Below are 15,474 nucleotides of genomic sequence, written 5' to 3' on the forward strand. Positions count from 1 at the left end.
AAATTTTATTTATTTTTTAGCACAAACTGTAAACCATTGTGGTAGTGCTGCTAATGGATTTTTAGTCCAATCGTAATATTCATCAATTTCTTCCCTAGTCATATTTACTCTTTCTTTCTTATAAAACCAAAAGTGACCTTTATCTTTTTCGTCATGCATTTCCTCCAGACGTTTAATTGATAAACCAGAATTAGATACTGCATTTAAGATATCCTGTAAACGCCAATGGAATTCAACACCATCATCAAATGGTCCTGTCATCTCATATGGTTTTTGTATAACAATGTTTTTATCTTTTGGTCTTCCATCTTCATATGCAAAAGGACGTGTAAAAGGATGAATTTCATAGTTTATATACACTCCGTCTTTTTTTAGAATACGATAAATGTTTTTATACATTGAATTCAAGTCATTTATCCAAACATGTACACCTTCAGAAGTATAAACAAAATCAAATTGGTTTGATTCAATTTCATCAAGTTTCATTGTGTCCTGTGCAATAAATTTAATATTTAAGTTATTTTTCTCTGCTATTTTTTTAGCATGCTCAAGCTGTTTTTCACAAATATCACCTGATGTTACATTGGCACCCATTGCTGCTAAAGCTAAAACAGCACGATTATCACCACTTGAAGGCACACAAATATTTATATCTTTTAAATTTGGTATTGCGTTTTTTATTACTTCCCACGTTTTATTATGAAATACAGATACTGGATTCGTTAAAATTTCTCTTATTACTTCATTAGTTCGATAACTCATATACCAATCCGAATCAGAAATATCGTTCCATTCATTTATTACTTTAACTATTCTTTTATCTTCCATGTCTATTAACCTTCTATTAAGTAAAATTCAAATTTCACATCTTGGAGAAGTTCAAATTCTACGAAAATCCTTCCATTATTATTTTTTTACTACTAAGACTATAATTTATTTTTACAAAATTTATCCCACTTCATTAACCAATCATATTGTCTATTTATAAAATTCTCGTCAACACAATCTAATCCTTGGCTTTCTATAATAGTTGCTTGAATATCAAAATGCCTAATTGCAATAAAATCAAATACAGATTTTATCTCTCTATCACTCAATGAATAAAAACGATTATATCCATTTAAAAAACGCTCTAGCATCCTATTCGTTTCATCAAATCCTATTTCAAAATTTCTATCATTCAAAGAAAAATAATCTGTCATATCACATACAGTTGCTATATCATATGTAGGATATGCCATTGCCGCAGCATCAAAATCAAATAAATTAATTATTTGCCTATCATCTATAAGCATATTACCGACATGTAGATCTCCATGACAAAATCCTAATGGTAAATTATTTACTCGCCGCCATAAATCTCTCCCATGCTGTTGAAAAGCTCCTCTATCTTTATAATTCATCTGATCTAATATCTTAATATATCTATTAATAAAAAATTCATTATCATGACGGAACAATATATTTTTATACTGTGACATAATAAACCGCATTTTGCCTGTCATTTCACCTATTTCTACAATAAGATCCCCTTTATTAGGTTCTATCCCGTCTATATATTTATATAAAACACCTACTCGATTTTCATTTTCCGAAATAAAATACTTATTTCCATCAAATGTATCTGTTATTTTCGCAACAGGAAACCCGTTTTGATATAGATAATGCATTATATCAACCGACTGTATCGCTTGATTAAAAAAATTTTTCCTAAATAATTTTAATATGTATCTTTGGTTATTTCTATCTACAAAATATACTTGCCCTATCATATCTCGAATCAATTTAATATTATCAAATAAACAATTATATTTTTGTTGTAACTCTTCTTTTATATCCATTTATTTTTCCTTGTATTATTTATCTAGCATTACTGTCCTATTTGCGATACTATGACCAAAATTTTCATCATGTTCTACAAAAACTAATGTAGGCTTATATATTAATATTGCTTTTTCTAATTGTTCTTTAAAATATGTATCCATATAATTGAGTGGCTCGTCCAATAATAGCAAATCATTGTCAGTCGCTAAAGATCTAGCAATATCAATTTTTCTTATTTCTCCACTACTATAAGCTTCAATAGGCTTTTCAAATTTCTGTAATTTAATATCTAAACACTTACATATATTTAAAAACCTATTTTTAAAGTGTAATGTGCTATGATTATTATCATCAATAAGCTTGTTAATAAGTCCTTTTTTCCACAATGGTTCTTGATAGCTTTGTGAAATTTTTATATCTTCTTGAAATCTAAGACAATCAGAATATATTTCACCTGTGATGAGTTTAAGTAGCGTACTTTTTCCAGTACCATTTTTACCACGAAGCCAAATTATATCGCCATGTCTAATTTGCAATGAAAATTTATTTAAAATCAATTTATTTGAATAACCAAAGGATAATTTTTCAATAGTCACTAAAACATCATCCTCTAATGCATTCTGACTTATAGATAAATCTGAAACTTCCTCATAGTTTTTAAGCAAATTTTTCTTTTCTTCGATATTTTTTTGAATTGTTCGTTCAGAAGATTTGGCTTGGCGCATAAGCTTTGCAACACCAGCATCATTTCCTCTACCACTATTACAACCATACGGTCTAAACAAATTTTTTTGTTTATTGGCAACATTTGCCCACTTTCTATTTGCAACTGCATTTTTTTCTAATGATTTTATTTCTCTTTCCAATCTTTCTTTTGTTTTAAACTCAAACAATTCTGATTTACTTTTATTTTCAATCCATGTGGAGTAGTTTCCTTTTTCAATTGTTATATCTGATTTATTGATTGAAATTATATGATCAACAACATCATCAACAAACTCACAATCATGTGATACCAAAATAAATCCTTTTTTATGATTAAGGTAGTTTTGTACCACTTGTTTTCCTTCAATATCTAGATGGTTTGTAGGTTCATCCAGCAAAACAAACGAATTTTTCCTTAAGAATAGTGATATAATTAACATTTTAGTTTTTTCTCCACCTGATAATGTATCAAAATCTTGTTCTAAAAGACTCTCTGATAAATTCATCAAGTGAAATTCTTTTTTTATTCTTATTTCAATGTTAAAACCATCAGCATAAGCATAATTGTCAAAAATCTTTTGGTACTCTCCAAACCTTTTTTCGTCATTAGATTTAATTATGTCATCCATCACGTCTTCCATGGTCTTAAGTAATCCAATATTCTCTTTTATAACATCAAGCGTCTTAATATATTTGGTGATTTGAGAATAAGGGAAATATTCGATATTTATATCCTTAGAGATATGACCTTTGTCAGGCTCTAGTTCTCCACTTATAAGCTTTAATAAAGTTGTTTTACCTCTTCCATTACGTCCAATTAAGCCTAATTTCCAATTAGTATCAATTGAAATATTTATATTATTAAAAATTGGTTGATAATATTCTTTAAAACTATAACTTAATTCATTTATTGCTATTTTCGACATAGATAGCCTCCTAATATTTATACCTAGCTATCTAGAAAAATGTCATTTCCATGCTAGGCTATTTACTTTTTATAACCTGCAAATACTCTTAATTTAATAAACATATGTACTTCCTCTCTCTTCTTTAATATTTTGTATAAACTTCTCTTTCCTCTTACAATGCAAGTTTCATCACAATTTCGCCATCTTCTATTTCACCTGTTGGAACAAACCCAAGACTTTCATATAGATGTTTTGCAACTACATTCTCTGGTACATAGTCTAAAAAGACATTATCAAATTTATTTGATGCTTTAATTAAATTAATTGCACATTCCATAGCTTTTCTTCCGTAGCCTTTACCTTGATGTTTTAATGCTATCATAAAACGCCAAACACCAGCCTCACGCTCTTTTTCGTCCCAATCAAGCATCATAAATCCAATTACTTCATCATCATTATATATAGCAAATGGTCTCGCTTCTTCATAAAAAACCCATGCTTGTGCTAATGAATAAACATTTGGAGCAACAAAATGTTGATCATCTGGCATTTTTATTTCTAATACTTTTCTATAATTATCTTCATTTACTTTTTTTAATGTTATCATTTTTATACCTCTCAATAAAAACTATTATTTGATATTTCAAACTGTAAACCATCATGGTAATACTGCCAATAACTTTTTAGTCCAATCATAATCATTCAGATATTTTTCTTAAATAGTTATTAGTCAATGCTCCATGTTAGCAAATTTCCAAGTGGTATTTCAAAACCTAAGCTTTTGTACATATTAACATCAGTATCCGCGCATCCAACCCATAAGGATTCTATTTTCTGAGCCTTGCAATCTAAAAAAACAAAATCAGTTAGCATTCTTGCAATACCTTTTTTTCTATACTCTGGCATAACATAAAAATCCTCAAATATACCACTTCTAGCAAAATTAAAGGTGGAATATGTTATACAAATAGAGCACATAGCAACTAGCCTGTCTTCTTCCCTTGCAGTATAGAAGCTAATTAGTTTATTTTTTATAGCGCTTTTAAGCTTTATAAATTCATCATCATTAGGACTACTCTCTCCAATAGATTTTTTATATTCACTTAATAATATTTTTAATTGTCTAAAATCTTTTATATCAAACTTCTGTATATTCACAAAATTCCTCCATTATTTACACTTTCTAGATGATGCTTCAGCCCAGAATGGGAAAAATCCTGAATTTATAGCTACGTTTTTTGAGTAGTTATGTGACTCTGATGTACCGTAAAATGGTACTATACCTCTACTTAATATTTCATCCTTTAGTAAAGAAACAAGGTTTGCTGCAATACCTCTACCTCTATATTCAGGTATAACATCAATGCCTATTTGCCACATTGTTTTACTATCAGCACTTGCACCAGCCATACCCATAATTTTATTTCCATCCATAGCAGCTACTGCCAAAACATCAGGATGAATTTCACTAAATTCAAATGCTTGACCAAATCTTTCATCGTCTTTAAATTGAAGAATCTCATCTTTTTCAAACCATTTAATATTTAGTTTACTACTTACTTTTGGAAAATTTGGATTTGGTATATAGTAATGACGTGTATTATGTATTTCTTGACCATACTCCATCAGCTTTTGATCAACTCTTTTTAAAGCATAATATGAAAAAATCCACTCACCATCATAATTATTGAATTTTTCTTTTATCCAAGGCATAATCAAACTATCTCCTGAAAATATAGCAAGATTATTTATAGCCAAAATCTTAAGAAAATCTTTGTTTTTACGATAAACTCTTCTTCCTTCAATAAGCTCATTTGATGTAAATATATTTTTTTTGCTTTTTAGTTCTTCTTCCCTAAAGTTGTAATCAAGTGCTAACTGTTTATTTACTATATTTTTTATATCTTTAATTTTCATTTTGTGCTATACTTCCTTCCTAAAAATTGAATATATAATGTTCTGTTTCATAATTAACTAAATTATTCATAACATTAATCTTTCCATTCTATGATTTTTGTATATATTTTATTTTTACGTATAGATTCTATTCTTTATATTCATTTTCACAATAAAATGAGGTAACCCTAAATCCATTTTTAAGATATAGCTTCTGAGCCTTATAATTTATTTTATATGTACAAAGATTACACTCATCGTAATTTTTATTAATAAACATATATTTAAGGCAATAATTTAATATAATATTCCCATACCCCTTGCCTTTATATTTTGACAGTACAGCTATATGATCTATGTAATTGCCATTCAACGTATATAATCCTATAAGATTATCACTCTTCCACAACGCACCAAACTCTCCTCTGATATCAAATTCTTTCAACCAAGGTATATGTTCATCACCTATTGTTGTTTTCTCATTGCACATCTCTGATTGTTCTCTAAATGCATCTTCAAGTAAATCTAAATAATTTCTGCCATACCTATCTTCAAATTTTCTAAACTCTAAACTTTCTTCCATCTTAAAATTCATTAAATCAGCTATTTTTTGTTCAGAGCTTTTTAAACTAAATTCAAAGCCATAACCATAATCACTTTGCACAAATCCGTAGTTTCTAAAGTAATTAATTATCACTGTATTATAACCATTTACGTTTAGATATAACTCCTTACTTTCTTTTGAATTTATTGCACTTTTTATAGCTTGATGAATATATTTTATCGCTTCAAAGTTGCAAACATCTTTTTCAAAAGAAATCTGTACAGAAATATAATCTTTGTCTTCTATAATTGTCATTACACCAACATTACTTTCTTTAGTAAATAAAAAACAACATTTTAATAATTTTTCATTCACTGCTTTTTTAAATAAGCTTGCAGCTGAACTGTTAATTTTCCTGACAAAAGTACATACAATTTCAGTTTGTTCTTCTGTCATATTATTAATATTTAATTTTTCAAGTTTTAAACAACTGTTCATTTGACACTGTTCCTCCAAGATTGAATATATGTTCGGTTATAATTTTGGGGACAAAAGAAATTTTTGCCCCACTTTATATTATATTGTTTATAAATATGAACCTTGTCTGTCTCTTTTTATTCCTTCTACTTTATCTAAATATTCTTCTATCTGTTTCATATCATATATTTTTTTATCTATTCTATTTGATTTTCTAAATAATTTTTTCAACTAAATTCCTCCTTTTATGTCATACTTATAATTTAACTTCATAAATTCCTACCTCATGAAGCCTATAACATATTTTTTTTATTTTAAAACCTCATTAGTTTTTTCTTCTTCAAACTGTTTAGTATATAAGTCATAATAATGACCTTTTGCGCGTATTAACTCTTTGTGATTTCCCTGCTCAATAATTTTTCCATCCTTTACAACTAATATTAAATCTGCTGTTTTAATGGTGGAAAGTCTATGTGCAATTATAAATGAAGTTCTTTCATTCAATATATTGTTGATAGCATCCTGAATTAACTGCTCAGTCTGAGTATCAATACTTGAAGTTGCTTCATCAAGTACAAATATTTTTGGATCAGCTATTATTGCTCTTGCAAATGAAACAAGCTGTTTTTCACCGGTTGAAAGATTATCACCGTTTTCCCCTACGTCGCTGTCATAACCTTTATCAAGCTTAGCAACTACTTTATCTGCTGATACTGACTTCGCAGCTCTTTCAATTTCTTCATCTGTCGCATCTAATTTACCATATCTAATGTTTTCTTTAACAGAACCTGAAAACAAGTGTGGTGTTTGAAGTACATATCCTATATTGCTGTGCAACCACAATTGACTTCTCTGTTTATAATCAACACCATCAATCAGTATTTGACCACTAGTTGGTTCAAAAAATCTACAAGCAAGATTAACGAGTGTACTTTTACCTGCTCCTGTCTCCCCAACTATTGCAATATTAGTTCCAGCAGGTATTTTTAAGCTAAAGTTCTTTAGTACTTCCTCATTTCCATCCGGATATTTAAAAGTAACATTCTTAAACTCAATTTCGCCCTTTATATCTTCCCAATTTTCTCTTTTTGGTTCAAAGTTATCTCCATATTTAGCTATAACTTCCTCTGTATCGGTTATAAGTGGTTTTTGTTCAATCAAATCTGATACTCTTTCGATGTTTGCCTGTAAAGAAATAAACTCTGCAAATATACTTGCTAACTGTCGAATTGGCTCGAAAATTCCTATAGAATATGCTAAAAATGCTGATAATTTTCCTATTTCAAACTTACCAACCAATGCTAAATTTCCACCCTTTTCCAAAACTATAGCACTTGCCAATGTACCAGCAAATATTATAATTGGAATAAATACAGCATTTAATCTTGCCATCTTAATACTACTATTATAAAGTTTATTTGTTGTTTGTTTAAATTCCAATAAGTTTTTATCTTCTATAACAAGTGTTTTACTTGTTTTAGCTCCAGTTATTCCTTCATTAAAATCACCAGTCATTATTGCATTAGTTTTTCTTATTGAACGATTTGCACCTAACAACTTGCCTTGAAAATAAACTGTTGCAATAGCCATAATAGGTATAATCAAAATAACTAATAAAGCTAATTTATAGTTTAGTATAAACATTACTACAAAAACACCTATAACATAAACAGCTGACCAAAACAAGTCTGTTATGCCCCAAGCAATCATATCTCCAATTTTTCCTGTATCACTTAGCACCCTACTTATTAAATGTCCAACAGGATTTTGATTATAATATGACAATGAAAGTGTTTGTAGTTTATTAAAAACAGCTTTTTTTAAATCATATGACATTTTCATTTCAACTCTCATTGACAGTTTTGTAAATCCAAATACTGAAATTACCTGTATTAATAAAGCGGTAAAGTAAAGTCCTGTAAAGACTCTTATACCATTAAGTGTACCCTTTTCTATCAAATTATCTACTACATAACTTTGAAATAACGGCAATATTATATCTACTAATGCCATAAGCATCATTAGTAATATAACTCCAATAATTTTATATTTATAAGGGGTCACAAATGATTTTAATTTTAACCATACCTTAATATCGAATGACTGTTTCTTTTCTTCTTGATCTTCGTAACTTGACATACTGTCACCTCCTATATTTCAACGTCTGATGTGTTCATTTGAACATTGTATATATTTTTATATATACCATCTCTGCTTATTAACTCTTCATGTGTTCCCATATCTACAATTTTACCCTTATCTAGCACCATAATTTTGTCTGCTTGCATAAGTGTTGTAATTCTATGTGATATAAGAATTGTAGTTGCATCTTTTCTGTTATTTTTTAGAGCGTGTCTAATCTTAGCATCTGTTTCTGAGTCTACTGCTGACAACGAATCATCAAATACCATTATTGGTGCATTTTGCATAAGCATTCTAGCTATAGCAACACGTTGTTTTTGACCACCAGATAATGTAACTCCTCTTTCACCTACAAGTGTATCATAACCATTTGAAAATCCTTCAATGGCATCGTGTACACATGCAACATTTGCAACTTTTTTTACTGAATTTATATCTAATTTCGTATCTTGTATAGAAATATTATCTTTAATTGACTTAGAATATAAAAATGGCTCTTGTAACACCATACCAATATTTTTTCTTAAATGGCTAAGCTTGATATCCTTAATATTAATATTACCTATTGTAATATTGCCATTTTCTTCTTCTACATCATAAAGTCTGCTTAACAAGTGCATAATTGTTGATTTTCCAGAACCTGTTCCTCCAAGTATTGCGAATGTTTTACCTGCTTCTATTTTAAAACTTATATCATTAATTATTGAATTGTTTTCACTATATTTAAATGTTACATTCTTAAACTCAATGTCTTTTCCTTTAAAATCAGGAGTTAATGCGTTTTCATCCTCAAACTCTTCTTCTTCATTTAAAATTTCAGATATTCTTTTAAGTGAAACCTTTGTTTTACTCATCTCTGATAATACTCTTCCAAATGCTCTTATTGGCCATACTAACATTGAATTGTAATAAACAAATGCCAAAAATTCTCCTAATGTTATATTGCCATGTACCGCTTCAACTGTACCACATACAATTATTGTTAAAACCTGTAATCCTGAGAACAAGTCACCAGATGCCCAGTAAAATGAAAGTCTGTGACCTAGCTTTATCCATAAGTCCGTAAATGCTCCGTTTTTTTCATCGAATTTATCAACTTCATATTTTTCTCTACCAAATGCTCTTACAACTCTAACACCCGTCAAATTTTCTTGTGCTACTGCATATAACTGTCCATCAGCCTCATCAGCATCTTTAAATCTCTTTGAAATTATTCCATAAAATACACCATTGTACAATGCTACTACCGGCACAAACACTAAAGCAATCAATGATAGTTTAACATTCATTGAAAACATTAATATGAGTGCTATTATAATTAGCATTGTTATTCTGAATAATTCAGCTAACTGTGACGCAATAAATCTTCTAACTAATTCAACATCCTGTGTAGCTCTTTGTATTGTATCACCTGTTTGGTTTTTAGAGTGCCAGCTAAACGGCAACTTTTGAATATGGTCATACAAATGGTTTCTAAGTTTTTTTATTAATCCCTCTGAACCTTTCGCTATTGAAACTTTGTTTGTGTAATCACATACACAAGTAATCAATGATAAACCAACAATAACTAGTGCTGGGATCCATAAATTTTGTCTTAATGTTTCTACACCACCAATATTGTTAATCATATTAACAAAAATTTGTGGTAAACTTATTGGTTCATTTTTTATAACTGAATCGACGGTAACTTTTATAACCTGCGGAGTTGTAAAATTTACAAATACTCTTATTATAATTGCAACAGCTGCAAATATAAAATATCTCTTTAATCCTTTAGTGTATGGCATAATTAAATTAAAACCACTATTTTTCTTTTTCATGTAATCACCTCTTCGTCCCATAATTATTATGATTTTATTGAAATATATATTTAAATGATTATTTTTGCGCAATAAAAAATCCAGACGTAATTTGCTATAAAGCTCATACAATCTGGATTACTTTTATAATTAAGTTTTAAAAACTTTTTAGAACATAGATTTACATTATTCTATATCCCTATATAAAAGGCAAAAAGACAAACTATTATAACTAAATTTCATAATATTAATTTTATTATTACAATTCAAATTTTCTTCATTTCTTAACTTATTGATTTTAACTATAGTGCTCATCTTTTCACCTCCTTAATTTTCTATTTTTTATTTTATATATCTCAACGTTCTTATAATACCACAATTTATTATATGCAAATATTACAATTATATTACATAATATGTTATAAATAAAAAATTATTGATAAATAAAGGCTTAAATTGTTTTTTGTAAATTTAATTTACTACTTAATTGACTTTAAATTATTCCAATGATATAATATTAATATAAGTAAAATTTATTTACTATGAGGTGTATATGATAAATAATAATTTAGGTAAAAGACTAAAACAGGCTCGACTTGAACTTAAAATGACACAAAAAGACTTAGCTGGTGACTTTATCACAAGAAATATGCTAAGCCAGATTGAAAACGGTGTTGCTAACCCTTCAATTAAAACAATTGAATATTTGTCAAAAACACTAAAAAAGCCAATTTCTTATTTTATAGAGCCTAATTATGTTGAAAACAACACTGATAACACTAATAAAGAATTGATTGACATCGCTTTTAAAATGTATAGAAACAAAAAATATGATAAGTGCAAAGAATCTTTAGATAAGTTTTTCAAATGCGGATATGATCAAACCAATACAACTTATGAATTATCTCTGTTGTATTGGTCTTGTAATATTAATTTAGGAATTATTAAGTTTAATGAAAATAAAATCTTAGAATCTAAATCTTTGATTTTAAATGCCTATAAATATGAGCCTAAAATTATGATTCTTGATAACGCATTAAAGGCAGAATCTCTAATGGTAATGTCGAAAATATATTTAGCATTAAATAACATCGAAAAAGCAAAAGAAATGTTTGATAGCTACACATCTATTATAAATAACCATATAAACAAAGATGATGAGTTTTTTATTAAGTGTGAGCTACTTTTAAAAAGTAACAATATGATTGAATGTAAAAAATATTTGGAATTAGAGTCATCTTTTAAAATTAAGGAAACACAAAAGTATAATTTTATTATGGGTGTAGTATATTATGAAAACAAAGAATATAACCTTGCGATAGAATATTTTACAAAATCAATTGACTTAAATAAAGGTTTATATACTAAAGATACGGATCTGATTTATAAGCATATAGCTGATTGCTATTCAAATTTACAGCAATATGACAAAGCATATGAATTTATGAATAAAATTTATCAAAATAAAACTCGAATGTAAAACACAGTATAGACATTGTCTCTACTGTGTTTTACAATTTATTAAAGATTTTTCAAATTTTTCTAAAAATAATTCTATTTCTTCAATTGTAATATTTAATGGAGGAAGTAATCTAATTATATTTTTTGATGTTACATTTAACAAAAGTTGATTTCTAAACGCATCTTCTTTGATTACATTTGCATATTCTCCTACATTTATACCAATCATTAAACCTTTTCCGCTTATACTTTTTATTATATATGAATATTTTGATTTTAAATTGTTTAATTTATTTATTATATATTTTGATTTGTAATTAATATTGTCGATAAAACCATCCTTTAGTAGCATTGACAGAACATTATTTCCGCATGTAGCACTTACCGGATTTGGAGCAAAGGTAGAGCCGTGTTCTCCCACTTTTAAAATATTCTCACACTTTTCTCCAATAAGTAAAGCACCTATTGGCAATCCTGCCCCCAAAGATTTTGCAATAGTTACAGCATCAGGTACTATATCATAATTTTCATAAGCAAATAGTTTACCAGTTCTTCCTAGTCCTGTTTGAATTTCATCTATTATTATTAAATAATTGTACTTTTTTTGATATTCTACAATACATTGTAAAAATTCACTTGTTATTTCTACTATTCCACCTTCACCTTGAATTAACTCAATAAATATGGCACATATATTTTCATTAACTATTTCTTTAAATAGATTAACATTATTAAACTCAAAATGTTTTACATTAGGCAATAAAGGTTCAAAATTATTTTGATATTTTTTTTGCCCCGTTAATGAAAGGCTACCCATAGTCCTTCCATGAAATGAATTAAACGCTGACAATATTATATTTTTATTTTCAGATATATTATGACCATATTTTAAACAAAGCTTTATTGCCGCTTCGTTGGACTCGGTTCCAGAGTTAGTAAAAAAAACTTTTTTTGCAAATGAATTTTGTACTAAAGTTTTAGCTAAATCTATTGCTGTTTCAGAATAAAAATAATTTGATAAATGCAAATAATTATTTACTTGAAACTGTATTGCATTTTTTATAACACTATTTTTTCCTCCAAAATTATTAACACCTATCCCACTAAACATATCTAGGTATTTATTATTATTATTGTCTATTAAAAAACTACCTTCAGAGTATTTTACATATAGATTCATTCTATCATAAGTATTTGAAATATATTTTTTATCATTATTTTTTAATTCTATAAAATCTGTCATTTAAATTCTCCTTAAATCGTCTACTATTGTTGTTTTTCCTTTTTCTATCCTATCCCGTTCTTTAATTTTTTTTGCAGGAATACCTGTTACAACAGAATTTTCAGCAACATCCTTTGTTACAACAGCTCCTGCACCTACCACAGCACCTTTGCAAACTTTTATTCCTTCTAAAATTACTGCATTAGCACCAATCAATACATTATCTTCTATAATTACTGGCGTTTTGCTTGGTGGTTCTAATACTCCTGCCACAACTGCACCTGCTCCAACATGAACATACTCTCCTATAATTGCCCTTGCGCCAATAACACAATTCATATCAAGCATTGTTCCCTTTCCTATAATTGCGCCAATATTAACAACTGCACCCATCATTACTATAACATCATCATTTATTGTTACACCTTGCCTAATGATTGCACCTGGTTCTATTCTAGCATTTAGGTTTTTAATATCTAACATAGGTATTGCTGAATTTCTTGAGCTATTTTCTATATAGTAATTATTGATATAATTCTTGTTTTTCTTAAGTATTTGATGTGCATCACTATTTTGACCAAACGCTATAGCAATATGTTTAGATTTAAATGACTCCATACCTAAAAAATCAATTTTTCTTATTTTACCCTCTACATACATCTTTACAACTGTAGATTTTTTTGAGTTTCTAATGTAATTAATAATTTCATTAGAATTTTCAAAATTTAAATTGTCCAAACCCTTCACCTCTTTAAATACTCCTATCTAATAAGTCATCTACAATAAAGTAACCATTATGTTTACCTTGTATTAGTCTTACAGCACTTATAGCACCTTCAGCAAATATTTTTTTTGATAAGGTTATATGCTCAACCTTAATTACATCTCCTTCTCCTGCAAATATAGCCAAATGATTTCCTAACATATTGCCTGCCCTAATACTGTGTATACCAATATCACTATTTTTTCTAGTAGCAATAACATTTCTGTTATAGATATAATTAGGGTTGTAATTAATATTATTTTCTATAACCTTCTTAATCATTTTTGCAGTTCCGCTCGGAGCATCTACTTTCTTATTACCGTGACTTTCTATAATTTCTATATCATAGTTACTTGATAGTAACTTCACAGCATATTCTAAAATATTTAGAGTTAAGCTTACACCAACAGATAGGTTTGAACTCCTAAACACAGGTATCTTTTTTGAAAACTCAAATATTTTTTCTTCCTCTTCCATGCTATATCCTGTTGTAGCAAGAACTAGACCTATTTTGTTTTTAATACCATAATTTAATATATCATCTATTAGACATCTGTTTGAAAAATCAATTATAACATTAGCTTTTTCCTTAATACTTAAAAAATTATCATATAAAGGAAAGCTACTATTACTATACTTACTTTTGTTTCTACATACTCCAGCTACAATATTAATATCAGATATAGTTTTAATATAATTCACCAGTTCTTGACCCATTGTTCCTGTGCATCCAGACAATATAACACTTATATTCACTACAGATAACCCAACCCTATTTTTTTCATTTCTTTCTTTAGTATCTCAATATTTTTTATACTCATATCGCACAACGGCAATCTAAGCTCACCAACATCTTTACCAAGTAGATTTAAACAGGTTTTAACAGGAATAGGATTAGTTTCAACAAATAAAACATTTATAAAATTTAAAAGTTCTAGTTGTATACGTTTAGATTCATTTATATTACCTTCTAAATATGTTTTTACAATATTATGTGTTTCAAAAGGAAATATATTAGATACTACAGAAATAACGCCTTTCCCCCCCAATGAAAGTACTGGAACAATCACGTCATCATTTCCTGAATAAATTAAAAAATCATCATCTACCTTACTTGCTATATCTGCAACGTATGATATATTTCCACTTGCCTCTTTTATTCCAGCTATGTTTTTGTGATGTGATAGTTCAACAACTGATTCTGCACTAATATGAAAACCAGTTCTTGAAGGAACATTATATATAATTATTGGTATATTAATCCTGTCCGCTATATATGTATAATGTTTTACAGCACCAACCTGTGTTGTTTTGTTGTAATATGGTGTAACAATTAATAATGCATCTGCATTATTTTCTTCAGCATACCTACTCATTTTTAAGCAATGATTAGTATTATTGCTACCTGTACCAACAATTACTGGTATTCTATTATTTATTCTTTTCACTGAGTGTTTTATTAAATCTTTATGTTCTTCTTCTGAAAGAGTAGATGCCTCTCCTGTAGTACCTGCTATAACCAATGCATCAATATGTTTCCTAATTTGCCACTCTATTAGGCCATCTAATTTATCATAGTTTATAGCCCCATTTTTAAAAGGTGTCACCAAAGCAGTTGCTGCTCCTGTAAATAAACTCATAAACTTACCCCCTTGAATAGTCTTATACTACATTGTATTCACAAATAAAAATAAAATTATATTTTGCCAAAAAAAAACAATATGTTTAAAATA

At 28.2% G+C, this 15,474-nt stretch carries 16 protein-coding genes; 1 reads left to right on the forward strand and 15 read right to left on the reverse strand.

Going from position 1 to position 15,474, the window contains the following annotated elements; genetic code table 11:
* Positions 1-9 precede the first annotated feature (9 nt).
* The 11 genes from JYG23_RS10520 to JYG23_RS15050 all read right to left on the reverse strand — a co-directional run bounded on the left by JYG23_RS10520 (position 10) and on the right by JYG23_RS15050 (position 10,610).
* The gene (locus JYG23_RS10520; protein ID WP_207235632.1) at positions 10-828 is read right to left on the reverse strand and encodes a class I SAM-dependent methyltransferase; all 819 of its coding nucleotides are present in this window, start codon (positions 826-828) and stop codon (positions 10-12) included.
* Positions 829-926: 98 nt separating this feature from the next.
* Positions 927-1,841 (reverse strand): phosphotransferase enzyme family protein, encoded by a 915-nt coding sequence (locus JYG23_RS10525; protein ID WP_207235633.1) that lies wholly within the window; start codon positions 1,839-1,841, stop codon positions 927-929.
* A 15-nt stretch (positions 1,842-1,856) separates the two neighbouring features.
* A complete protein-coding gene (gene abc-f, locus JYG23_RS10530) occupies positions 1,857-3,455 on the reverse strand; it encodes a ribosomal protection-like ABC-F family protein (RefSeq protein ID WP_207235634.1) in 1,599 nt (532 codons plus the stop codon).
* Positions 3,456-3,609: 154 nt separating this feature from the next.
* Complete coding sequence (locus JYG23_RS10535) at positions 3,610-4,044, reverse strand: GNAT family N-acetyltransferase (protein WP_207235635.1); 435 nt, start codon at positions 4,042-4,044, stop codon at positions 3,610-3,612.
* 119 nt (positions 4,045-4,163) lie between these two features.
* Positions 4,164-4,595: a GNAT family N-acetyltransferase gene (locus JYG23_RS10540; protein WP_207235636.1), complete on the reverse strand. Its 432-nt coding sequence runs from the start codon at positions 4,593-4,595 to the stop codon at positions 4,164-4,166.
* A gap of 12 nt (positions 4,596-4,607) precedes the next feature.
* The gene (locus JYG23_RS10545) at positions 4,608-5,354 is read right to left on the reverse strand and encodes a GNAT family N-acetyltransferase (RefSeq protein ID WP_207235637.1); all 747 of its coding nucleotides are present in this window, start codon (positions 5,352-5,354) and stop codon (positions 4,608-4,610) included.
* Positions 5,355-5,481: 127 nt separating this feature from the next.
* Complete coding sequence (locus JYG23_RS10550; protein ID WP_207235638.1) at positions 5,482-6,375, reverse strand: N-acetyltransferase; 894 nt, start codon at positions 6,373-6,375, stop codon at positions 5,482-5,484.
* An 87-nt stretch (positions 6,376-6,462) separates the two neighbouring features.
* Complete coding sequence (locus JYG23_RS15045; RefSeq protein WP_256440246.1) at positions 6,463-6,585, reverse strand: hypothetical protein; 123 nt, start codon at positions 6,583-6,585, stop codon at positions 6,463-6,465.
* Between the two features lie 78 nt (positions 6,586-6,663).
* Complete coding sequence (locus JYG23_RS10555; RefSeq protein ID WP_207235639.1) at positions 6,664-8,493, reverse strand: ABC transporter ATP-binding protein; 1,830 nt, start codon at positions 8,491-8,493, stop codon at positions 6,664-6,666.
* Between the two features lie 11 nt (positions 8,494-8,504).
* The gene (locus JYG23_RS10560) at positions 8,505-10,316 is read right to left on the reverse strand and encodes an ABC transporter ATP-binding protein (RefSeq protein ID WP_207235640.1); all 1,812 of its coding nucleotides are present in this window, start codon (positions 10,314-10,316) and stop codon (positions 8,505-8,507) included.
* A gap of 165 nt (positions 10,317-10,481) precedes the next feature.
* Positions 10,482-10,610 carry a hypothetical protein gene (locus tag JYG23_RS15050; protein ID WP_256440247.1) on the reverse strand — a complete coding sequence of 43 codons (129 nt, stop codon included), beginning with the start codon at positions 10,608-10,610 and terminating at the stop codon, positions 10,482-10,484.
* Between the two features lie 238 nt (positions 10,611-10,848).
* Between JYG23_RS15050 and JYG23_RS10565 the strand changes: the two genes are divergently transcribed.
* Positions 10,849-11,775, forward strand: a complete 927-nt coding sequence (locus tag JYG23_RS10565) for a helix-turn-helix domain-containing protein (protein WP_207235641.1) — start codon at positions 10,849-10,851, stop codon at positions 11,773-11,775.
* 21 nt (positions 11,776-11,796) lie between these two features.
* On the opposite strand, the gene JYG23_RS10570 is transcribed toward JYG23_RS10565, so the two are convergent.
* Genes JYG23_RS10570 through dapA form a run of 4 tightly spaced genes read right to left on the reverse strand, consistent with a single transcriptional unit; the run spans position 11,797 to position 15,381 of the window.
* Positions 11,797-12,999: an aspartate aminotransferase family protein gene (locus tag JYG23_RS10570; RefSeq protein WP_207235642.1), complete on the reverse strand. Its 1,203-nt coding sequence runs from the start codon at positions 12,997-12,999 to the stop codon at positions 11,797-11,799.
* The gene (gene dapD / locus JYG23_RS10575; RefSeq protein WP_207235643.1) at positions 13,000-13,716 is read right to left on the reverse strand and encodes a 2,3,4,5-tetrahydropyridine-2,6-dicarboxylate N-acetyltransferase; all 717 of its coding nucleotides are present in this window, start codon (positions 13,714-13,716) and stop codon (positions 13,000-13,002) included.
* Positions 13,717-13,729: 13 nt separating this feature from the next.
* Entirely contained in the window at positions 13,730-14,497 is a 768-nt protein-coding gene (gene dapB, locus JYG23_RS10580) for a 4-hydroxy-tetrahydrodipicolinate reductase (RefSeq protein WP_207235644.1), read from the reverse strand.
* Positions 14,497-15,381: a 4-hydroxy-tetrahydrodipicolinate synthase gene (gene dapA / locus JYG23_RS10585; RefSeq protein ID WP_207235645.1), complete on the reverse strand. Its 885-nt coding sequence runs from the start codon at positions 15,379-15,381 to the stop codon at positions 14,497-14,499. The genes dapB and dapA overlap by 1 nt, the downstream gene beginning before the upstream one ends.
* Positions 15,382-15,474: the final 93 nt, after the last annotated feature.

The sequence above is a fragment of the Sedimentibacter sp. zth1 genome (assembly GCF_017352195.1).
In the GTDB taxonomy this organism is placed as follows: domain Bacteria; phylum Bacillota; class Clostridia; order Tissierellales; family Sedimentibacteraceae; genus UBA1535.